Consider the following 18,784-nt stretch of genomic DNA (forward strand, 5'->3'; position numbering starts at 1 on the left):
GTCCGCGGTGGCGAGGTGGGGATCGGGCGACGCCGGTGGGGTCGTCGATCCGCTCTCCGGTTCACCGGCTGGTTCGGAGCCGGAACCGGAGCCGGACCCGGGGTCCGTGGCGGGGCCGGGGCGGCCGGCGGCGGCGCGGGGCGGTGCCGAGCCGAGCCGGCTGGCGAGCCAGACGGCGTCCGCGACATCCTCGGCGGTGACGTCGAGGCCGGCGCGTCGCAGTCGGCCGATCAGCTCCTCCAGCGGCGCCCCCTGCATCGGGCCCTCACCTCGACCGGTCGAGCCGCTGCATGAGCAGGTCCGCGATGCGCTCGCGGGTGAGCCGTTCCGCGTGGGGCGTGTGCTGGGTGAGGAAGAGCGCGTTGAGGAGTTGGTCCGCGGCCATCACCTCGCCCGGTTCCCGGTCGAGGAACCTGCCGATCAGGTCCTGTCCCGCGGCGACCCCCTCCTCGCCGAGGTGTGCTTCCACCATCGCGGTGAGCTGTTCCTCCCCCGGTGGCTCCAGCTCGAGCTGGACGCAGCGCCTGAGCAGCGGCGCCGGGAAGTCCCGCTCGCCGTTGGAGGTCAGGACGATGAGGGGGAAGCTGGTGCAGGCGATGCGCCCGCCGTGCACCGCGATCCGGCCGCTGTCGTGCGCGAGCACCTCGACCACGGGCTGCCGGTCGGCGACGCGTTCCAGTTCCGGGATGGCGAACTCGCCCTCCTCCAGCGTGTTCAGGAGGTCGTTGGGCAGGTCGAGGTCGCTCTTGTCGAGTTCGTCGATGAGCAGGACCCGGGGCAGTTCGGAGGGCAGCAGCGCGGTCCCGAGCGGTCCGAGCCGGATGTACGCGCCGATGCCCCGGTCCCTGTCCGCTCCGTCGTCCCCGTCGCTTCCGTTGCCGCCGCCGTTTCCGTCGTCGCTGCCGTTTCCGTTGCCGCCGGCGCCGCGTGCGCGCTCCAACTGGACGTCCTGGAGCCGTCCGATCGCGTCGTAGCGGTACAGACCGTCCTGCAGGGTCGTCCGGCTGACGATCGGCCAGCGCAGCACCCGGCCCAGCTTCAGCTCGTGGGCGACGGCGTAGGCGAGGGTGGACTTCCCGGTGCCGGGGTTGCCGGTGACGAGGAGCGGGCGACGCAGGTAGAGGGCCGCGTTGACGGCGTCGACCTCGGCGGGGCGGGGCGCGTAGTTCTCCGCACGGCGGCGGCGGACGCCGAGCCGACGGGCGCCGCCCGGGTCCTCCGACCCGGCCTGCGCGCCGTCCCGTCCGCGCGTGAAGTCGCGCCAGGGAGGCGGCTCCGGTAACCGCCGTACACCGTCGTGCGGCTGACCCACTCCGCGGTAGATCCGCCAGTCGTTCACCATGGGCTCCTTCCGGCTCTGGTGATCCTGCAGCGGTCCGGGCCGTTCGAGTACGACGTTACCGTCCGGCCCCCGGGCCCGCCGAGACTCCCGGACGCTCCTGCTTTCCCGATACCCGGACACCGGGGAAGCGGCGTCTCGTGATGCGGCATCAGGCGGTCCGGGGTCCGGCGAGCGGAGGCGGCCGCATCGTCTCCGCCCCGTACGGTGGACGGTCCGGGGGGTCGAAGAGGACGGCGATCCTGCCCGTGAGTTCCTCGCTCAGGGCGATGTCGGGGTCCGAGGCACCGATGCGCTGGTCGCGGACGTGCGCGTGCAGGCCCTCGGCGTGGCCCGCGAGGGACAGCAGGCGGGCGGCGTTCCGGTGGAACGCCCGGCACCCGTCGTGGTCGTGGCCGTCTCTGCGCCACAGCACCAGGGGGTGTCCGGCGGCGAGGGCGACGTCCATGGCCTCCCGCCCGGCGCCGCTTCCGACGGGCCCGCAGAAGACCGGCACGCAGCCGTCGGCGCTGCCCGACAGCCGGCGGAACGTGCCGAGCCTGCTCTCCCGGCGCCCGCCGGACTCGTGCCCGGTGTCCGTCGACTCGCCGCGCAGCGGGATGCCGGAGAGCGGCCCCCGCGCGGTGGCCGTCCAGCGCCGGCGCCATTCGGGGATCGGTGCCTTGGCGTTGCGGCGGCGGTCGCGGAGCAGAACGGTACGGCGCAGTCCGAGCGGCATGGACTGCTCGTCGAAGAGATCGGTCTCCTCGTACTCGCCCGGCTCACCGGATGCGACGTCCCTCTCGGGGACGAGCCGCCACTCGTCTATCGGCTCGTCGAGCAGTGCGCGAGGCAGGAACGCCTCGACCACCGCCAGGTGTTCACCGCGGTCGCCCAGCCGCAGCGCTTCGGCCAACGGCTCCCTCAGGTACTCCTGGAGTTCGTGGCGCCGTACACCGAGGTCGTTGCTGTAGAGGGGGGTGACGTCCCGGCCGTCGTACAGGAGTCGCACGCTCAGCGGGTAGCGCTCCCCGTAGACCGGCTCCCCGATGTCGACGAGCACGTCGGCCCCGGTGCGGGCCGGCGTCTCGCGCGCGAGGACGGGACCGGCGGACCGGGCGGCGGCCGGTTCGCGCACGTCGCCGAGCAGCCGGTCGATGTCCTCGCGGATCACCGGCTGGGCGTACAGGACCGCCTGCTCCCCGATCCACCGGGTGAAGTCCCGCAGCCGCTCCGGGTCGGTGCCGCCCGGGCGTTCCAGCACGGTGTGCCGGGCCACCTTGGCCGCGTACAGCAGTACGGCGTCCAGGTCGAGTTCGGGCCTGCCTGTTTTGTCGCCGAGGTCGCGCAGCCCGTGCAGCAGGGCCGCGCCCTCCCGCCAGGTGCGCGGGTCCTCGGGGAAGGGGGACCGGAAGTCCGACTGCACCACGCGGGACTTGGCCTCCTGCACGAGGTCCACGATCTCCCCCGGACCGCTGGGCGGCGGCAGCTGGGCGAGGTGGCCGTAGAGGTGGAGGCGCTGGGCGGGGTTGAGGATACCGGGGGTGCCGGGGTCGCGCAACCCGGTCTGGACACGCGTCCAGTCGGTGTCCGCTCCGGGCCGGTTGAAGCGGGCGAGGTGGTGCAGGTCGTGCTCGCGCATGACGGTGTGCAGGATGTCGCCCCCGGGCACGTCGTGCAGTTCGCGCAGCGCGGTGACGGGGACGGCGGCCCCCTCGGACTGCCGGACGCCCTTGTTCATGCCGATGACGGAGCCGTGGCGCAGGTCGACGACGGGCCCGCCGGACAGGCCCTCGACCGGGAGGGCGCCGGTGAGCAGCAGGGCCTTGCCGTCCCGGCCGCTGGCCTCACCGACGCCGTGCCGGAGGCCGAGGGCGCCGGTCTGCCGCGACCAGCCGTGCAGCGAGACCGGGGCGGGGATGGTCGGCGCGCGATCGCTCAGCCAGACGCAAGGGGCGTCGTCCGCGCCGTGCACCCGGACGAGCGCGATGTCCGGGAACCCCCAGCGCCCGCGGCCCGCGTGCGCGGGCTCGGGCCGCGGTTTGGCGAGCACCACCTCGCCCGTGGTGGTGCCGCCCTGCCAGGTGACCCCGACGGGGCTGCGACTACGCCACACCTCCGCTCCCCCCTTCCCCACGACGTGGGCACAGGTCAACAGCCAGCCCGGCGCTATGAAGAATCCCGATCCCCAGTATTCGCCACGCTCCGGTGCATACCCGTCACCCGGTGCGACGATGCGCGCGAGCGAGGGGCGCACCAGCTCTTCGAGGGCGCTCATACGGCCCCGGACGCCGGAGGTCCGGGCGGGGGAACGGCACCGCCTTCCGGTCCGGGTCGCGGCGCGCCGTCCCGGCGGGCGGGTTCGGTCCAGGTCAACGACACGTTCAGCGACGCGTTGCCGCCGCCTCCCGCGATCGCGGCCACGACGCTGCCGGCCTGCGCCGACAGCTCGATGCCGAAGCCGACGGAGACCTCGACGGATTCCTGGGTGTCCAGTCCGGCGCGCAGGGAGCGCACGACACCACCGACCGTGCCGGCGAGGCCCCCCGCCATGTCGATGACGCGGTCCCGTACTCCGGTGTCCTCGAAGCCGTCCCCGGACGTCCCGTCGTCGGGCGCACTCACCCTGGCCCAGACGACGGTCCCGTCGTCGAGCCGTACCTGTTCGATCCCCCCGGCCACGGCGCCCCCGTCCGTTCGCTTCCGGCTCCCCCGCTGCTGTGGAGGTCTCTTACCCCAACGGGGGGAGCAGGCTAAACCCCTGGCCGTGCCGGGAGCTTCACGCCGAGTGGCCCTACTCCTCGTCCTCGTCCTCGTCGTCCAGCCGGGCGAGCCAGGTGGCCAGGCGCTCGACGGGCACCTCGAAGTCCGGGTTGAGGTCGACGAACGTACGCAGCTGTTCGGCGAGCCACTCGAAGGTGACCTCCTCCTCGCCGCGCCGCTTCTCCAGTTCCTCGATGCCGCGGTCGGTGAAGTACATGTGGCGTTCTCCTGCGTGCGTCCGTGTTCCGAATCCGCCCCCAAGCCTATGCAAACGGCACCGCGCGGGCGCCGTGCGCCCCAGGCCGGGGGCGGAGCCCGGCGGTCCGCCGGGCGTCGGGCGGGCGCGTTCACGGCAACCGACTCCACGGCTGAGGCGGTGACAAGCCGGGGCAGACCGAACCGTTCCGGCCGATCACCGATCAGCAGAACGGATGTCTTGACTTTCCGTGCCCGCGATATATCGTGAATGGCGGAGGACGCGATATGGCGCGTTCGGTCGAGGAGGTCTGCACCATGTCCGAGTGGTCCGTCGCGGAGCCCGGAAAACTCACCTTCGACGAGTCCGTGAGCCGCCTGCACGTACGCATCGTCAACGGAACGGTGAACGTCGTGGGCACGGACGAGGGTTCCGCCCGTCTGGAGGTCTCCGAGATCGAGGGACCGCCCCTGATCGTCACCCATGAGGACGGCGCGCTCACCGTGGCCTACGAGGACCTGCCCTGGAAGGGCTTCCTCAAGTGGCTCGACCGCAAGGGCTGGCGCCGCAGCGCGGTGGTCTCCCTGGCGGTGCCGACCGGCACCCGCGTGGAGGTGGGCGCGGTCAGCGCCGCGGCCGTCGTCTCCGGGCTCGACGGGCACGCCGAGGTGAGGGGCGTCTCCGGCGACACCACCCTGGTGAGCCTCGCGGGCCCGGTCCGCGCGGACACCGTCTCGGGGAGCGTGGAGGCCCAGGCCCTCACCGGAGACCTGCGCTTCAACTCCGTCTCCGGTGACCTGACGGTGGTGGAGGCGGGTTCCTCCGTGCGGGCGGACTCCGTGAGCGGATCGATGATCGTCGACCTGGACCCGGCCGGCGGACCCACCGACATCAGCCTGACCAGCGTCTCGGGCGAGATCGCCATCCGGCTGCCCCAGCCCGCCGACGCCCGGGTGGAGGCCAACACCGCCAGCGGCGCGGTCTCCAGCGCCTTCGAGGACCTCCGGGTGGGCGGCCAGTGGGGCGCCAAGCGGATCACCGGGCGCCTCGGCGCGGGCAACGGACGGCTGAAGGCCACCACGATCTCCGGCTCGATCGCCCTGCTGCGGCGGCCGGGCCCGGCGGACACTCCGTGGGAGCGGGAGCCGCGGGACACCGGCCCGGCGCACGACGCGCCGGGTGACTCGGGGGACAATTCCGCTGCCGTCCGGGACCACGGCGACACCGCCGCCCCGTCGGACGGCACGACCGACAAGAAGGTGCTCTGACATGCCCCCCGTCTTCGCCCACGGCCGACTGCGCCTCTACCTCCTCAAGCTCCTGGACGAGGCCCCGCGCCACGGCTACGAGGTGATCCGGCTCCTCGAAGAGCGCTTCCAGGGCCTCTACGCCCCGTCGGCGGGCACGGTGTACCCGCGCCTGGCCAAGCTGGAGGCCGAGGGACTGGTCACCCACACCACCGAGGGCGGACGCAAGGTGTACGCCATCACGGACGCCGGCCGTGCCGAGCTGGCCGAGCGCAGCGGCGAGCTGGCCGATCTGGAGCTGGAGATCCGGGAGTCGGTCGCCGAGCTGGCCGCCGAGATCCGGGCCGACGTGCGCGGCGCGGCGGGAGACCTGCGCCGGGAGATGCGGGCCGCGGCCAGCGCGGCGCGCCAGGGCGCCGGATCGAGGACGCAGGACGAGTCGGGCGCGACCGGGGGCGTCGACGACAAGGAGGCCTGGCGGGCCGCCAAGGAGGAGATGCGCCGGGTCAAGCAGGAGTGGAAGGAGCAGGCCCGCCGCGCCAAGGACGAGAGCAGGCGCGCCCGCGACGAGGCCCAGCGGGCCCGGCGTCAGGCCAAGGAGGCCCAGGAGCGGGCGCGGACCCAGGCACAGGAGGAGGTGCAGCGCATCGCCCAGCGGGTCCAGGAGCAGGTGCAGGACCACTTCTCGCGGGGCGACTGGCCCACGGGACTGCGCGAGGGGCTGAGCGAACTGGCGAAGGAGGTCGGCGACTTCGGCAAGGACTTCGGGAAGGAGTTCGGCAAGGACTGGGGCTTCGGCCGCACCGACGCGGGCTCCACCACCCCCCGGCCCGAGTACTCCGCCACCGCCGAGGACTTCCCCGCCGGATACGCCCCGGCCTGGGCCCACGAGGACACCGCGGACTCCACCGGGGACCCGGCCCGTGACCTGGACCGGCTGCTCGACCGCTTCCGGGACGACATCCGCGACGCCGCCCGGGACCGAGGCGTCACGCCCGACCAGCTCCGTGACGCCCGTCGTCAGTTGTCGGCGGCGGCGGCGCACATCGGGGCGATTCTGCGGACGCCGAAGGCCTGACCTCCGGGACACGGCCCCCGGCACCCGGCCGGGGGCGTCGGACGCGGGACGCCGGGCTCAGGCGGCGCCCGCGCCCTCACCGGAGTCGTCGCCCAGCACCCTGGTCAGCGACGCGTGGGTCACCCCGTGGTCGGCGAGCACCTCCGCGGGCACACCGGGGCGGATCGTCAGCGCGAGGAGGAGATGCTCGTCCCCGATGCGCCGGTCGTGCCGGGCGACGGCGACCCGCAGCGCCTTCTCCAGCACCTCCTTGGCGCCCCGGTCGAAGCCGCGGTGCCCGGACCAGCGGCGTCCGCCCTTCCGCTCGCCGGACATGACCCCGACACCGTGCACCTCCTCCACCCGGGCGACGACCTCAGAGACGTCGATGCCCAGTCCGGCGAGGGCATCGGTCTCGGCCTGCGTCAGACCGGCCCGGCGCCGCGCCTGAGCCAGCGCCCGCCGCACCGAGTCCCGGCGCTCACCGCCGGCCCCGAGTGCCGTCAGCGCGAAGGAGGCCCGGCTGCCCTCCCGGTCCAGCAGGGCGAGCAGCAGGTGTCCGGTGTCGACGGTCCGCGCATCCGCGGCCTCGGCGTGCTCGACGGCCCCCTGCACGACCGCTCGGGCGTCCTTCGTGAATCGCTCGAACATCAATGCCTCCCGTACTTCTTGTGCACGGCCTGCCTGCTGACTCCGAGCTCCGTGGCGATCTCCTGCCACGACCAGCCCTGGTGGCGCGCGCTGCGCACCTGCACCGACTCCAGCTGCTCCAGCAGCCTCCGCAGTGCGGCGACGGCCCGCAGCCCGACCCTGGGGTCGCGGTCACCCGCACGCGTGGCGAGATCCGTTGCTTCGCTCATGCATGTCAACTTAGATTGACACCTCCGCGATGTCAATCCAGGTTGACGTCGCGGGGTCAGGAGCCGCTGAGCACGATCTTGCCGAACAGCTCCCCGGAGGCCATCCGCTCGAACCCCTCACGGGCCCGGTCCAGCGGAAGCACCTCGTCGATGACGGGACGTACACCGGTGGCGGCGCAGAAGGAGAGCAGGTCCTCCAGTTCGTCCTTGGTGCCCATCGTGGAGCCGACGACCCGCAGCTCCAGGAAGAAGATCCGGGTCAGCTCCGCGTGGGAGGGCCGGTCGCCGCTGGTGGCGCCGGAGATGACCAGCGTCCCGCCCGGCCGCAGCGACTTCACCGAGTGCGACCAGGTGGCGGCGCCCACGGTCTCGATGACGGCGTCCACCCGCTGCGGCAGCCGCGCACCCGGCTCCACGGCCTCCACCGCGCCCAGCTCCAGGGCCCGCTTCCGCTTCGCCTCGTCCCGGCTGGTGGCGAAGACCCGCAGCCCCGCGGCCCTGCCGAGCACGATCGCGGCCGTGGCCACGCCACCGCCGGCGCCCTGCACCAGCACGGAGTCGCCGGGACGCACCCCGGCGTTGGTGAACAGCATCCGGTACGCCGTCAGCCAGGCGGTGGGCAGACAGGCGGCCTCCGCGAAGGACAGCTCCTTCGGCTTGGGCAGGATGTTCCAGGTGGGCACGGCGACCTGCTCGGCGAACGTCCCCTGGTAGCGCTCGGTGAGGATGGAGCGCGGCTCCCGGGGGCCGACCCCGTGGCCGGTCTGGCCGATCACCGAGTGCAGGACGACCTCGTTGCCGTCCGCGTCGACACCGGCGGCGTCGCAGCCCAGGATCATCGGCAGCCGGTCCTCCGGGAGGCCGACGCCGCGCAGGGACCAGAGGTCGTGATGGTTGAGGGAGGCGGCCCTGACATCGACGACACTCCAGCCGGGCCGGGCCTCGGGAGCCGGACGCTCCCCCAACTCCAGGCCGGTCAGCGGCTCGTCGCGGTCGATTCGGGCGGCGTAGGCAGCGAACATGGCCCCGACGATAGGTTCCTCACCCCCCGACCGGAACCACGACGCCCTGTGACACACACCCTCTTGCCACCAGCGCCGCCGCCGAGTCAGGCAGCAGCCTCCCGCACAAGCGAGCGGCCCCGCCCTCCCGAGGAGGACGAGGCCGCTCAGCGCACACGCGTGTCACACCGTCACCGGCGCGCCACACCCTCCGCACGGGCCGCGGCCGCCACCGCCGCCGTGACGGCCGGGGCGACCCGCTCGTCGAACGGGGACGGGATGACGTAGTCCGCGGCGAGGTCGTCGCCCACCACGGAGGCCAGCGCCTCGGCCGCCGCGAGCTTCATGCCCTCGGTGATCCGCGACGCCCGCACCTGGAGCGCGCCCGCGAAGATGCCCGGGAACGCCAGCACGTTGTTGATCTGGTTCGGGAAGTCCGAGCGCCCCGTGGCGACGACCGCCGCGTACTTGTGGGCGACCTCCGGGTGCACCTCGGGGTTCGGGTTGGCCATCGCGAAGACGAAGGCACCCTTCGCCATCGAGGCCACCGCCTCCTCGGCCACCGTGCCGCCGGAGACGCCGATGAAGACGTCGGCGCCCGCGAGCGCGTCCTCCAGCGAGCCGGACAGCCCCGCCTTGTTGGTGAACGAGGCCACCTCCTGCTTGACCGGCGTGAGGTCCGCACGGCCCGCCGAGATGATGCCCTTGCGGTCGGCCAGCGCGACGTCCCCGATACCGGCCTCCACCAGCATCTTGGCGATGGCGACACCGGCCGCGCCCGCGCCCGAGATCACCGCGCGCAGCTCGCCCAGCGTCCGCCCGCTCAGCCGCGCCGCGTTGCGCAGCGCCGCCAGCGTCACGACCGCAGTGCCGTGCTGGTCGTCGTGGAAGACCGGGATGTCCAGCCGCTCCTGGAGCTTTCGCTCGATCTCGAAGCAGCGCGGCGCCGAGATGTCCTCCAGATTGACGCCGCCGAACGAGGGCGCGAGGCGGACCACGGTCTCGACGATGTCGTCGGCGTCCGTGCAGTTCAGGGCGATCGGGACCGCGTCCACCCCGCCGAACTGCTTGAAGAGGATCGCCTTCCCCTCCATCACCGGGAGGGACGCCTCGGGCCCGATGTCCCCGAGTCCCAGCACCGCCGTGCCGTCCGTCACGACCGCGACGACCGAGGACTTCCAGGTGTAGTCGTGGACGAGGTCGGGCTGCTCGGCGATCGCGCTGCACACTTTCGCGACGCCGGGCGTGTACGCCAGGGACAGGTCTTCCTTGTCACGGACCGGCACGGTGGCCTGCACGGCCATCTTGCCGCCGCGGTGCAGCGCGAACGCGGGGTCGAAGGAGTCGAGCGGCTCAGCGCCCGCCCCCTGCTCCGCACCGGCTCCGTTGTCGCTGCGAGGATTGACGATCTCCGCTGCCACTTTGTCTTACCCCTTAAGAGTTCATGGTTTGAGGGTTTGTCCACTCCTGGTGAGGAATGGGCGGGCACCGCGCGGGAGGGATGGCTGTACGGGCCACGAGGACCCCGCGCGACGGGCGCGCCGCACACGCGCCCTGAGCCCCTGATGAGGGGTGTAAAGAACCTTCTTACCCGACGGACGCCTCCGGCGACGAGTCGGATAAGAGCAAGCTCACATGTCGGACCCCGAACGCCGCATGTCGGTGACATGGCTCATAGCCGGGGATCAGGACAACCTCGCGGCACCCCTTGACAGACCGGGAGAAGCGGCTTGCAACGGCCGTACACACTGACGATCCATGCCCGGATAACGAGAAATTCCGCAGATCTTCCGGCCGGAGGGCCAGATTCCCGTAAAGGTTCGGTCGTGATGTACCGACCTGATGCGGTTCGGGGGGTGACCCGTTATCCGATTTTGACATGACGGCCCCCCTGAATGGCCGAGTCCGAATGGCAAGATGCCGTAATCACACGAGGTCGCGGCACTCGAAGGTGTGTGCTCACGTCGACCCACGGCGCCCGCCGGCCCCCGGCAGGCGTTCCGCTCCACCGGAACACCACCGTCCCCATCGGCAACTCCATCCATCCGCCGGAGGAACCACCATGACCGCAAGCTCCACCCGTCGTACGACCGCCGCGCACTCCCGGCTAGCAGCGGTCGGTGCGATCGCGGTCGCAGGCGCGCTGCTGCTCACCGGATGCGGCGACCAGACCGAGAACAGCGACTCCGGCAGCGACAGCCAGTCCTCGAGCGGTGCTCCGCTGGCCGACAAGCTGCCGCAGTCGATCCGCGACAAGGGCACCGTCAAGGTCGGCTCCGACATCGCCTACGCGCCCGTCGAGTTCAAGGACGACTCCGGCAAGACGGTCGGTATCGACCCCGACCTCGCGGACGCCCTGGGCAAGCAGCTCGGCGTGAAGTTCGAGTTCGAGAACGGCACCTTCGACACCCTGATCACGGGTCTGCGTTCCAAGCGGTACGACATCGCCATGTCCGCGATGACCGACACCAAGGACCGCCAGGAGGGCATCGACTCGGACACCGGCAAGAAGGTCGGTCAGGGCGTCGACTTCGTCGACTACTTCACCGCCGGTGTCTCCATCTACACCAAGAAGGGCGACGACCAGGGCATCAAGACCTGGTCCGACCTGTGCGGCAAGAAGCTCGTGCTCCAGCGCGGCACGGTCTCCGAGGACCTGGCCAAGGCCGAGAACGAGAAGTGCCCGGCCGGCAAGAAGATCTCCATGGAGGCCTTCGACAACGACCAGCAGGCCCAGACCCGCCTGCGCGCGGGCGGCGCCGACGCCGGCTCCTCCGACTTCCCGGTGGCGGCGTACGCGGTGAAGACCTCCGGTGGCGGCAAGGACTTCGAGCTGGTCGGCGAGCAGGTCGAGGCCGCGCCGTACGGCATCGCGGTCGCCAAGGAGAGCACGCAGCTGCGCGACGCCCTGAAGGCGGCGCTGGACGCGGTGATCGCCAACGGCGAGTACAAGAAGATCATGGACAAGTGGGGCGTGGCGGAAGGCGCCGTCACGGAGGCCACCATCAACGGCGGCAAGTGACCGCGCGGCGGGCACTGAAAGGCAACATCCGTGACTGTTGACATCGACAAGACGGGCTCCGGCCCGGCGGACACCCCGCCGGCCGGCCCGGAGGCCATCAAGGCCATCCCGGTCCGGCACTACGGCCGCTACCTCACCGCGGTCGTCGCGATCGCGCTGCTGGCCGCGGTCGTGTACGCGTTCTCCCAGGGCAAGATCAACTGGGGCACGATCCCGGACTACTTCTTCGACGACCGCATCCTGTCCGGTATGGGCAAGACGCTCCTGATCACCGTCCTGGCCATGCTCATCGGCATCGTCGGCGGCGTCATGCTCGCGGTGATGCGGCTGTCGAAGAACCCGGTGACCTCGTCCATCGCGTGGTTCTACATCTGGTTCTTCCGCGGCACGCCGGTCCTGGTGCAGCTGATCGTCTGGTTCAACCTGGGCCTGGTCTTCGAGTACATCAACCTCGGCCCGTTCTACCGCGACGAGTGGTCCGACTTCATGACGCCGTTCCTGACGGCGCTGCTCGGGCTCGGCCTCAACGAGGCCGCGTACATGGCGGAGATCTGCCGCGCCGGTCTGCTGGCGGTCGACGAGGGCCAGACGGAGGCGTCGCACGCCCTCGGCATGAGCCACACCAAGACGCTGCGCCGCATCGTCATCCCGCAGGCGATGCGCGTGATCGTGCCGCCGACGGGCAACGAGGTCATCAACATGCTGAAGACGACCTCGCTGGTCTCGGTCGTCCAGTATCCCGAGCTGCTCCGCGCCGCCCAGGACATCGGCCAGACCTCGGGCGCGCCCGCCGAGATGCTGTTCCTGGCGGCGGCCTGGTATCTGCTCCTGACGTCGGTCTTCAGCGTCGGCCAGTACTACCTGGAGCGGCACTACGCCCGCGGTTCCAGCCGCAGCCTGCCGCCGACGCCGCTGCAGAAGATCCGGGCGAACCTGTTCTCCCTGTCGACCCGCTCCAGCACGACGGGAGGTGCCGCATGACCGCCATGGTCAAGGCCGAGGGCGTCCACAAGTCCTTCGGCGCCATCGAGGTCCTCAAGGGCATCGACCTGGAGGTGAAGTCGGGTGAGGTGTTCTGCCTGATCGGCCCCTCCGGCTCCGGCAAGTCCACCTTCCTGCGGTGCATCAACCACCTGGAGAAGATCAACGCCGGACGGCTCTACGTCGACGGCGAGCTGGTCGGCTACCGCCAGAAGGGCGACAAGCTCTACGAGCTGAAGGACAGCGAGGTCGCGGTCAAGCGCCGGGACATCGGCATGGTCTTCCAGCGCTTCAACCTGTTCCCGCACATGACGGCTCTGGAGAACGTCATGGAGGCGCCGGTCCAGGTCAAGGGCGTCAGCAAGGCGCAGGCTCGGGAGCGCGCGGGCGCCCTGCTGGAGCGGGTGGGCCTGGCCGACCGGGCCCGCAACTACCCCTCGCAGCTCTCCGGAGGCCAGCAGCAGCGGGTCGCGATCGCGCGGGCGCTCGCGATGGACCCGAAGCTGATGCTGTTCGACGAGCCGACCTCGGCCCTGGACCCGGAGCTGGTCGGTGACGTCCTCGACGTCATGCGCGACCTGGCCGAGTCCGGCATGACGATGGTCGTCGTCACCCACGAGATGGGCTTCGCCCGCGAGGTGGGCGACAGCCTGGTCTTCATGGACGACGGCGTGGTCGTCGAGTCGGGCAACCCGCGCGACGTCCTCACCGATCCGCAGCACGAGCGGACGAAGGCGTTCCTGTCCAAGGTCCTCTGAGAACAGGCGGTCGCGCGCGGAGGGGCGGTACGGAAGATCCGTACCGCCCCTCCGCTGTTCCACGTCCTACTTCACGGCGAGCAGCAGCGTGTCCGACGGGGAGCACCACACCGGCCGCGCCTCGCCGAAGCCCTTCTCGCGCAGGACGCGCGCGTGCCAGGCCGCCGAGGGCATCTCGCCGTCGGCGTGCTCGCCGTAGATCTCGAAGCGGCGGGCGGTCGGTTCGGCGAGGACCGGGTCCTTGGCGGCGAGCTGCCACCACTCGGCCCAGTCGAGCGCGCCCCCGCTCTTGGCCGCGTCCATCTGCGCGTGCCGCTGCGCCCGCTCGGCGGCGTTGATCCGGGGCGTCGTGTCGTCGATCATGTGGTCCGCGTTCATGAAGACACCACCGTCGCGGACCAGGCCCGCGACCCGGCCGTAGAGATCCGCGAGGGGTTCGGCGTGGAACCAGTGCAGGGCCGTGGCGGTCAGGACGGCGTCGTACGAGTCGTGCGGCAGCTTCGCCGGCCAGTCGGGGTCCTTCAGGTCGGCGGTGACGAAGGAGACCCGGTCGTCGCCGGCGAAGGTGCCCTCGGCGATCGCGAGCAGCGCGGGGTCGAGGTCCACGCCGGTGCTGGTGGCCCCGGGGAAGCGGGCGAGCAGCCGGGCGGTGATGGTGCCGGTGCCGCAGGCGAGGTCCAGCACGCGCGGCGCGGTGCCGACGAGCGCCTCGACCATGTCGAGCATGATCCGGAAGCGGTCCTCCCGGTCGGGCATGTACCACTCCTGCTGCCGGTCCCAGCTCTCCTGCCAGGCCCGCCAGTCGGCGCCGGCCGTGGTGGCGTCGGTGGTGTTCGTGGTGTCGGCGTCCGTCATCGGGCCCCTCCGCGCATGCGTGTCGTAATACCCTGGAAGCACGATCAGCTGTTACCTGACCGCAGGCACGACCATAGAGCCCCTTCGTAAGGACTACAAGTGGAACTGGCCTATTACTCGGATTACGCCGTACGTCTCGTCAACACCGAGGAACCGTCCCGAGGACAGGACTCCCTGACCTCGGTCGAGGCCGTCCGCGAACTGTTCGGCGCCAACCAGTCGGCGGCCCGGCGGGCGGCCGACTCGGACGTGACCCGCTTCCGCTCGGTCCGGGCCCGGCTGCGGGCGGTGTTCGAGGCGGCCGACGCCGGCGACGAGACCCTCGCCGTCGACCTGCTCAACTCCCTGCTCCTGGAGTTCCCGGTGAGCCCGCAGATCTCCGGCCACGACCACCGCGACGACGACGGCCGCCCGCTGTGGCACATGCACCTGGCGGACCACCCGTCCAACGCCACCGCCGGTTTCGCCGCGATCGCGGCGATGGGCCTCGCCTTCCACCTCACCGAGTACGGGGTGGACCGTCTGGGCCTGTGCGAGGCGTCCCCCTGCCGCAACGCCTACCTGGACACCTCCACCAACCGCTCCCGGCGCTACTGCTCCGACCGCTGCGCCACCCGCGCCAACGTGGCGGCCTACCGCGCCCGCAAGCGCCTGGAGGCGGACCGGGAGGCCGGGACCGGCCTGAGCGCGGACAGCGCCCAGCGGGCCACGGCGAACGGGGAGCGCCGACCCGCCCGCGGCGGCCGGTAGCGCAGGCGCGCCCTGCCGAGCACCAGGTCCTCGGGGACGACCCCGTAGTCGGTGCTGTCGCCGCCGGCGAAGGCGTTGTCCCCGAGCACCCACCAGCCGGCCCCGCGCCGCTCGACGGCCCGCTTGACCACCAGCAGGTCCTGCTGGAAGGGGTGCCGCAGCACGACCACGTCACCCGGCCGGACCCGCGCCCCCCAGTGCACGAGCAGCACGTCACCGTGGTGCAACGTGGGCACCATCGACGGCCCGGTCACCTCGGCCGGCCCGAAGGGCAGCGCGCCTCTCGCGCGCTCGGTCTCCTGCGACGGCCGCTCCGGCATCACCCGGCACCTCCCGGTCTTTCCTCCACCAGTCTCAGTCTGACCCCCGGACTTTTGTCCTAAGCCCACGGGGGCACTCGCGAAATCGGGCCACCCAGGGAGTAATGTCCCCCCTGAGAAGACGATCACGAGGAAGGAACGCTCCATGCTTTCCCGCCTGTTTGCCCCCAAGGTCACGGTCAGCGCCCACTGCGACCTGCCCTGCGGCGTGTACGACCCGGCCCAGGCCCGCATCGAGGCGGACTCGGTGAAGGCCGTCCAGGAGAAGATGGCCGGTAACGACGACCCGCACTTCCAGGCCCGCGCCACGGTCATCAAGGAGCAGCGCGCCGAGCTCGCTAAGCACCACGTGTCCGTGCTGTGGAGCGACTACTTCAAGCCCCCGCACTTCGAGAAGTACCCGGAGCTGCACCAGCTGGTCAACGACACCCTGAAGGCCCTCTCGGCCGCCAAGGGCTCGACCGACCCGGCGACCGGCCAGAAGGCCCTGGACTACATCGCCCGGATTGACGAGATCTTCTGGGAGACCAAGAAGGCTTGATCTTTGGCCGGGCTTTCCGACCTGCGGCTTCGCGGGTCGCATCGCCCACCTGTCCGCACCCGGTCCGCAGGCCGCCGAGCACGGCGTCCCGCACGCACCGGGTGCGGTCCTTTTGGTGCGGCGGGGCAGCGCCCTGAGGACGCGGGGTCCTCACTCCGGCCGGTAGTGCTCGGCGAACAGCCGTGCGACGAGTTCGCCCCGACTGGAGACCTCCGCCTTGCCGAAGACGGCCTTGATGTGGTCGCGCACGGTGTGCGGGGAGATGAACAGCGTCGCGGCGATCTCGGCGGTGGGCAGCCCGCGCGCGACGAGCTGGGTGACCTGCAGCTCGCGCGGTGTCAGGCCGTACGCCTCGGCCGTCAGGACGGCCCGGTCGGCGGCGGCCGCCGGTTCGATGACGAGTGCCACGGGGCCGGGTTGGCCGGCCGGGCCGCTGAGGCAGGAAGCGCGGCACGTCAGCCAGCGGCCGTCAACGGTGCGGATGCGCGTCCTCGCGCCGCCTGCCCGCTCCTGGCCCCGGGCGATCGCGCGCGCCTGCAGAGCGGTGGCGACCAGCCAGATCGGCAGCCTCAGACCCAACGTCGTGGGGATGGAGGGGCCTTCAGGGAGCCGCGAGAGGTGCTGCCGTGCCTCGTCGTTGATCGAGGTCGGTTCACCACAGGGATCGAAGAGCATCAGTCCGGGCGCGGGTGCGCCGGCTTGGGCGTCGGACGCCGACGGGCGGGCGAATCGGCGCAGCCGCGAGGCCAGTGGTGCGGACAGGCCGGCGAGCAGTGTGGTCTCGTCCTGGCCGAACGGGGCGCCACCGCCCAGACGGAACAGGCTCGTCACGGCCCACGGCCGGTCACCGACCCGCAGTACGGCCCGTAGTTCGTCGTCCACGCCCTGGCTCCCGAGCAGCCGCCGAAAGCGAGCGCTGCGGGCGGGCAGGTCGCGGGTGGCCGCGCGCAGACCGGCCACCGGCACGGCGGCGCGGGCGAGGTCGCGAAACGGGAGAACGTTCTCCTCCAGGAGTTCGCTTTCCCAGTATTCGGCGCAGCGTTCGGCGGAGCCGAGGTTCTCCACCAGCATCGGTGCGGTGATGAGACCCGTCTCCGGGTCGGTGGCCGCCCACACCGCCGAGTCGAACGGCATCAGCTGTCGCAGCTCGGCGGATGTCCGGCTGAAGAGGTCGTGAGCGTCGCCGGCCCGATCCGCACCCGCCAGCACCTTGGTCAGAGCGGACAGCACCTCGTCGTGGCGGCGCGCAGCGGACATGGAGACCCCCCGTGGTCTGGTGCGGACAAGCCTGCCCGCCGTGCCGGTACTGCGCCAACCCCCCGTTCGAGGGGGTCGTTCCCTGGGTCCGTCACCGCTCGCGGGGGATGGGCCTCGGCACGGGCGGCCGCGAGGCTCGACGGGGCCGCGGCTCCCTCTCGACCGCGGCCGGCGACCTGAAGGGGAAGAACATGGACATCGCCATCGTCGGAGCGGGTGCCGCCGCGGTCGGCCTGCTGGACACGCTGGCGGCCACCGCCCACAGCCCTGGGACCATCACGGTGTTCGAGCCGTCCCCACATCTCTGGCGAGGCCGCCCGTACGGGCCGGACCTGGACGCGGTGCTGGTCAACGCACCACCGGCCCTCATGTCGATCCGCCACTGGGACTTCGGGCACTACGCCGCATGGCTGGGCCCGCGCGGCGCCGTCCACCTCGACGAACGGCTGGGCCGGCCGCTGGTCCCGCGCGCGCTCTACGGCGAATATCTCGCGCACACCGCGGAGACGGCGTTGGCGGCCTTGTGCGGGGACGGCCGGCGGGTGCGCGTCGTCACCTGCCGCGTCACCGGCGCCACCCGGTCCGGACCCCGCTGGTCGCTCCGTACCGAGGACGGCCGCGCGCACGAGGCCGACCACGTGGCCCTGTGCGTGGGCGGGGGGACACCGCGGGACCACTACGGTCTCGACGGCGCCCCGGGGTACGTGGACGATCCGTATCCGCTGGCCCGCACGCTCGAACGGGTCCCGCCCGGCAGCGACGTCCTGGTCATCGGCAGCGGCCTCACCGCGGTCGACGTCGTCGTGTCCCTCGCGGCACGCGGCCACACCGGGCCGATCACGCTGCTGTCCCGCAGCGGTGTGCTGCCCCACGTCTGGCAGCGCCCGGCCGGCCACCGGCCGCGGCACATGACCGCCGAGCGGGTGGCGGCACTGCACCAGGAACGGGGTTCCGTCACCCTGGACGACCTCGTCGGACTGCTGCGCGCCGAACTGGCCGAGGCGGGAGAGGCCTTCGAAGAGCTCGAGGCCGACCTGCTGGCGACCGGGACCGACGATCCGGCCCGGCGCCTGCGGTCGCAGCTGGCCGCTGTCGACGACCCCAGGGTCGGCCGCCGGGTCCTCCAGGAGACGGCGCACAGTGTGGGCCCCTACGCCTGGCGGCTGCTGCCCGAGCCCGACCGCGTGCGGCTGCGCCGTCACTTCCGGCTGGCGACGAGCGTGGCATCGCCGATGGTGCCGGTGAACGCCGCCACCCTGACGCGGCTGTTGGACGCCGGGCAACTCAGCCTCGTCGCGGGCGTCCGCAAGATCGAGGCGGCGGACGGCGTGTTCCGGGTACACGGCGATGACGGAGAACGCGGCTTCGACGCCGTCGTCAACGCCGTGAACCCCCCGCCGCGGGCGATCCCGCGGGCAGCCGGTCCGCTGGTCAGCGCCTTGGTGGCCGACGGCGCCGCCGAGCTGCACCCGGACGGTGGACTGGTTCCGGCCGACCCGCGCCTGCACGTCGTGGGAGACCTCGCCGGGGGCGGTTCGTTCATCACGTCCAGCATCGCGGGCACAGCGGCCCAAGCCGCACGGGCGGCGCACACGATCGTCACGGCAGGCTGAGCAGGGCGACCGTCGGGCCCACGCCGCGCGGGCCCAACGGTCGTCAATCTCACGGTCCCGTGGCCGGTGTCCCTTCCTCGCGGTGGGCCAGCGCGACCGCGCCCGCCGCCGCCAGGGCGCACGCTCCGGCGACCAGCGGCCGCGCAGAACGTGGAGTTGGGCGCCTGACTGCCGAAGAAGAAGACCCCGAACAGGAACGAGGCCAGGTAGAACGGCGCGCTGGCCCGTCCCTTCCTCGCCCGCAG

At 72.0% G+C, this 18,784-nt stretch carries 19 protein-coding genes and 1 pseudogene; 8 read left to right on the forward strand and 12 right to left on the reverse strand.

What is annotated here, in order from left to right:
• The 5 genes and pseudogenes from DMH12_RS19185 to DMH12_RS19205 form a co-directional block, all read right to left on the reverse strand.
• A pseudogene (locus DMH12_RS19185) lies at positions 1 to 258 on the reverse strand (hypothetical protein); the annotation flags it as partial.
• A 7-nt stretch (positions 259 to 265) separates the two neighbouring features.
• Positions 266 to 1,339, reverse strand: a complete 1,074-nt coding sequence (locus DMH12_RS19190; RefSeq protein ID WP_125492801.1) for a MoxR family ATPase — start codon at positions 1,337 to 1,339, stop codon at positions 266 to 268.
• Between the two features lie 151 nt (positions 1,340 to 1,490).
• Positions 1,491 to 3,596: a trypsin-like peptidase domain-containing protein gene (locus DMH12_RS19195; RefSeq protein WP_125492776.1), complete on the reverse strand. Its 2,106-nt coding sequence runs from the start codon at positions 3,594 to 3,596 to the stop codon at positions 1,491 to 1,493.
• Positions 3,593 to 4,000, reverse strand: a complete 408-nt coding sequence (locus DMH12_RS19200; protein ID WP_221763134.1) for a CU044_2847 family protein — start codon at positions 3,998 to 4,000, stop codon at positions 3,593 to 3,595. The genes DMH12_RS19195 and DMH12_RS19200 overlap by 4 nt, the downstream gene beginning before the upstream one ends.
• 112 nt (positions 4,001 to 4,112) lie before the next feature.
• On the reverse strand, positions 4,113 to 4,298 hold the full coding sequence (locus tag DMH12_RS19205) for a DUF6104 family protein (protein ID WP_030190019.1): 186 nt from the start codon (positions 4,296 to 4,298) through the stop codon (positions 4,113 to 4,115).
• A gap of 296 nt (positions 4,299 to 4,594) precedes the next feature.
• Here DMH12_RS19205 and DMH12_RS19210 point away from each other — a divergent pair, with 296 nt between their 5' ends.
• Together DMH12_RS19210 and DMH12_RS19215 are read left to right on the forward strand one after the other, a co-directional pair.
• On the forward strand, positions 4,595 to 5,545 hold the full coding sequence (locus DMH12_RS19210) for a DUF4097 family beta strand repeat-containing protein (protein WP_185832414.1): 951 nt from the start codon (positions 4,595 to 4,597) through the stop codon (positions 5,543 to 5,545).
• A 1-nt stretch (position 5,546) separates the two neighbouring features.
• Positions 5,547 to 6,602, forward strand: coding sequence for a PadR family transcriptional regulator (locus DMH12_RS19215; RefSeq protein WP_125492778.1), 1,056 nt, complete (start codon positions 5,547 to 5,549; stop codon positions 6,600 to 6,602).
• A 57-nt stretch (positions 6,603 to 6,659) separates the two neighbouring features.
• On the opposite strand, the gene DMH12_RS40290 is transcribed toward DMH12_RS19215, so the two are convergent.
• The 4 genes from DMH12_RS40290 to DMH12_RS19235 all read right to left on the reverse strand — a co-directional run bounded on the left by DMH12_RS40290 (position 6,660) and on the right by DMH12_RS19235 (position 9,863).
• A complete protein-coding gene (locus DMH12_RS40290) occupies positions 6,660 to 7,232 on the reverse strand; it encodes a Clp protease N-terminal domain-containing protein (protein ID WP_125492779.1) in 573 nt (190 codons plus the stop codon).
• The gene (locus DMH12_RS19225; RefSeq protein ID WP_122616179.1) at positions 7,232 to 7,441 is read right to left on the reverse strand and encodes an HTH domain-containing protein; all 210 of its coding nucleotides are present in this window, start codon (positions 7,439 to 7,441) and stop codon (positions 7,232 to 7,234) included. The genes DMH12_RS40290 and DMH12_RS19225 overlap by 1 nt, the downstream gene beginning before the upstream one ends.
• Positions 7,442 to 7,497: 56 nt before the next feature.
• Positions 7,498 to 8,463, reverse strand: coding sequence for a zinc-binding dehydrogenase (locus DMH12_RS19230; RefSeq protein WP_125492780.1), 966 nt, complete (start codon positions 8,461 to 8,463; stop codon positions 7,498 to 7,500).
• A gap of 170 nt (positions 8,464 to 8,633) precedes the next feature.
• Positions 8,634 to 9,863 carry an NADP-dependent malic enzyme gene (locus DMH12_RS19235; protein ID WP_125492781.1) on the reverse strand — a complete coding sequence of 410 codons (1,230 nt, stop codon included), beginning with the start codon at positions 9,861 to 9,863 and terminating at the stop codon, positions 8,634 to 8,636.
• 641 nt (positions 9,864 to 10,504) lie between these two features.
• Here DMH12_RS19235 and DMH12_RS19245 point away from each other — a divergent pair.
• From DMH12_RS19245 to DMH12_RS19255, 3 genes are read left to right on the forward strand one after another with little or no spacing between them, the layout of a single operon-like run.
• Entirely contained in the window at positions 10,505 to 11,464 is a 960-nt protein-coding gene (locus tag DMH12_RS19245) for an ABC transporter substrate-binding protein (RefSeq protein WP_125492782.1), read from the forward strand.
• Positions 11,465 to 11,494: 30 nt separating this feature from the next.
• A complete protein-coding gene (locus tag DMH12_RS19250; protein ID WP_125492783.1) occupies positions 11,495 to 12,445 on the forward strand; it encodes an amino acid ABC transporter permease in 951 nt (316 codons plus the stop codon).
• Positions 12,442 to 13,203 (forward strand): amino acid ABC transporter ATP-binding protein, encoded by a 762-nt coding sequence (locus DMH12_RS19255; protein ID WP_125492784.1) that lies wholly within the window; start codon positions 12,442 to 12,444, stop codon positions 13,201 to 13,203. The genes DMH12_RS19250 and DMH12_RS19255 overlap by 4 nt, the downstream gene beginning before the upstream one ends.
• A 66-nt stretch (positions 13,204 to 13,269) precedes the next feature.
• Here the strand turns inward: DMH12_RS19255 and DMH12_RS19260 are convergent, their stop codons facing one another.
• Entirely contained in the window at positions 13,270 to 14,058 is a 789-nt protein-coding gene (locus DMH12_RS19260) for a trans-aconitate 2-methyltransferase (RefSeq protein ID WP_125492785.1), read from the reverse strand.
• A 99-nt stretch (positions 14,059 to 14,157) separates the two neighbouring features.
• On the opposite strand from DMH12_RS19260, the gene DMH12_RS19265 reads away from it, so the two are divergent.
• On the forward strand, positions 14,158 to 14,808 hold the full coding sequence (locus DMH12_RS19265) for an ABATE domain-containing protein (RefSeq protein ID WP_125492786.1): 651 nt from the start codon (positions 14,158 to 14,160) through the stop codon (positions 14,806 to 14,808).
• Here DMH12_RS19265 and sodX read toward each other — a convergent pair.
• Positions 14,691 to 15,128, reverse strand: a complete 438-nt coding sequence (gene sodX / locus DMH12_RS19270) for a nickel-type superoxide dismutase maturation protease (protein ID WP_185832413.1) — start codon at positions 15,126 to 15,128, stop codon at positions 14,691 to 14,693. The two genes, DMH12_RS19265 and sodX, sit on opposite strands and share 118 nt — an antisense overlap.
• 145 nt (positions 15,129 to 15,273) lie before the next feature.
• Here sodX and sodN point away from each other — a divergent pair, with 145 nt between their 5' ends.
• Positions 15,274 to 15,669: a superoxide dismutase, Ni gene (gene sodN, locus DMH12_RS19275; protein ID WP_125492788.1), complete on the forward strand. Its 396-nt coding sequence runs from the start codon at positions 15,274 to 15,276 to the stop codon at positions 15,667 to 15,669.
• A 150-nt stretch (positions 15,670 to 15,819) separates the two neighbouring features.
• Here the strand turns inward: sodN and DMH12_RS19280 are convergent, their stop codons facing one another.
• Positions 15,820 to 16,926 (reverse strand): helix-turn-helix transcriptional regulator, encoded by a 1,107-nt coding sequence (locus DMH12_RS19280; RefSeq protein ID WP_125492789.1) that lies wholly within the window; start codon positions 16,924 to 16,926, stop codon positions 15,820 to 15,822.
• 191 nt (positions 16,927 to 17,117) lie between these two features.
• On the opposite strand from DMH12_RS19280, the gene DMH12_RS19285 reads away from it, so the two are divergent.
• Positions 17,118 to 18,539, forward strand: a complete 1,422-nt coding sequence (locus tag DMH12_RS19285) for an FAD/NAD(P)-binding protein (RefSeq protein ID WP_125492790.1) — start codon at positions 17,118 to 17,120, stop codon at positions 18,537 to 18,539.
• Positions 18,540 to 18,784: the final 245 nt, after the last annotated feature.

The organism is Streptomyces sp. WAC 04229 (genome assembly GCF_003947455.1).
Lineage (GTDB): Bacteria > Actinomycetota > Actinomycetes > Streptomycetales > Streptomycetaceae > Streptomyces.

What these genes read in the sequence shown, in the direction of transcription:
- DMH12_RS19195 (WP_125492776.1), bottom strand. Translation starts at nt 3,596, where the DNA reads ATGAGCGCCCTCGAAGAGCTGGTGCGCCCCTCGCTCGCGCGCATCGTC.
- DMH12_RS19205 (WP_030190019.1), bottom strand. Translation starts at nt 4,298, where the DNA reads ATGTACTTCACCGACCGCGGCATCGAGGAACTGGAGAAGCGGCGCGGC.
- DMH12_RS19210 (WP_185832414.1), top strand. Translation starts at nt 4,595, where the DNA reads ATGTCCGAGTGGTCCGTCGCGGAGCCCGGAAAACTCACCTTCGACGAG.
- DMH12_RS19215 (WP_125492778.1), top strand. Translation starts at nt 5,547, where the DNA reads ATGCCCCCCGTCTTCGCCCACGGCCGACTGCGCCTCTACCTCCTCAAG.
- DMH12_RS40290 (WP_125492779.1), bottom strand. Translation starts at nt 7,232, where the DNA reads ATGTTCGAGCGATTCACGAAGGACGCCCGAGCGGTCGTGCAGGGGGCC.
- DMH12_RS19225 (WP_122616179.1), bottom strand. Translation starts at nt 7,441, where the DNA reads ATGAGCGAAGCAACGGATCTCGCCACGCGTGCGGGTGACCGCGACCCC.
- DMH12_RS19230 (WP_125492780.1), bottom strand. Translation starts at nt 8,463, where the DNA reads ATGTTCGCTGCCTACGCCGCCCGAATCGACCGCGACGAGCCGCTGACC.
- DMH12_RS19245 (WP_125492782.1), top strand. Translation starts at nt 10,505, where the DNA reads ATGACCGCAAGCTCCACCCGTCGTACGACCGCCGCGCACTCCCGGCTA.
- DMH12_RS19255 (WP_125492784.1), top strand. Translation starts at nt 12,442, where the DNA reads ATGACCGCCATGGTCAAGGCCGAGGGCGTCCACAAGTCCTTCGGCGCC.
- DMH12_RS19260 (WP_125492785.1), bottom strand. Translation starts at nt 14,058, where the DNA reads ATGACGGACGCCGACACCACGAACACCACCGACGCCACCACGGCCGGC.
- sodX (WP_185832413.1), bottom strand. Translation starts at nt 15,128, where the DNA reads ATGCCGGAGCGGCCGTCGCAGGAGACCGAGCGCGCGAGAGGCGCGCTG.
- sodN (WP_125492788.1), top strand. Translation starts at nt 15,274, where the DNA reads ATGCTTTCCCGCCTGTTTGCCCCCAAGGTCACGGTCAGCGCCCACTGC.
- DMH12_RS19280 (WP_125492789.1), bottom strand. Translation starts at nt 16,926, where the DNA reads ATGTCCGCTGCGCGCCGCCACGACGAGGTGCTGTCCGCTCTGACCAAG.
- DMH12_RS19285 (WP_125492790.1), top strand. Translation starts at nt 17,118, where the DNA reads ATGGACATCGCCATCGTCGGAGCGGGTGCCGCCGCGGTCGGCCTGCTG.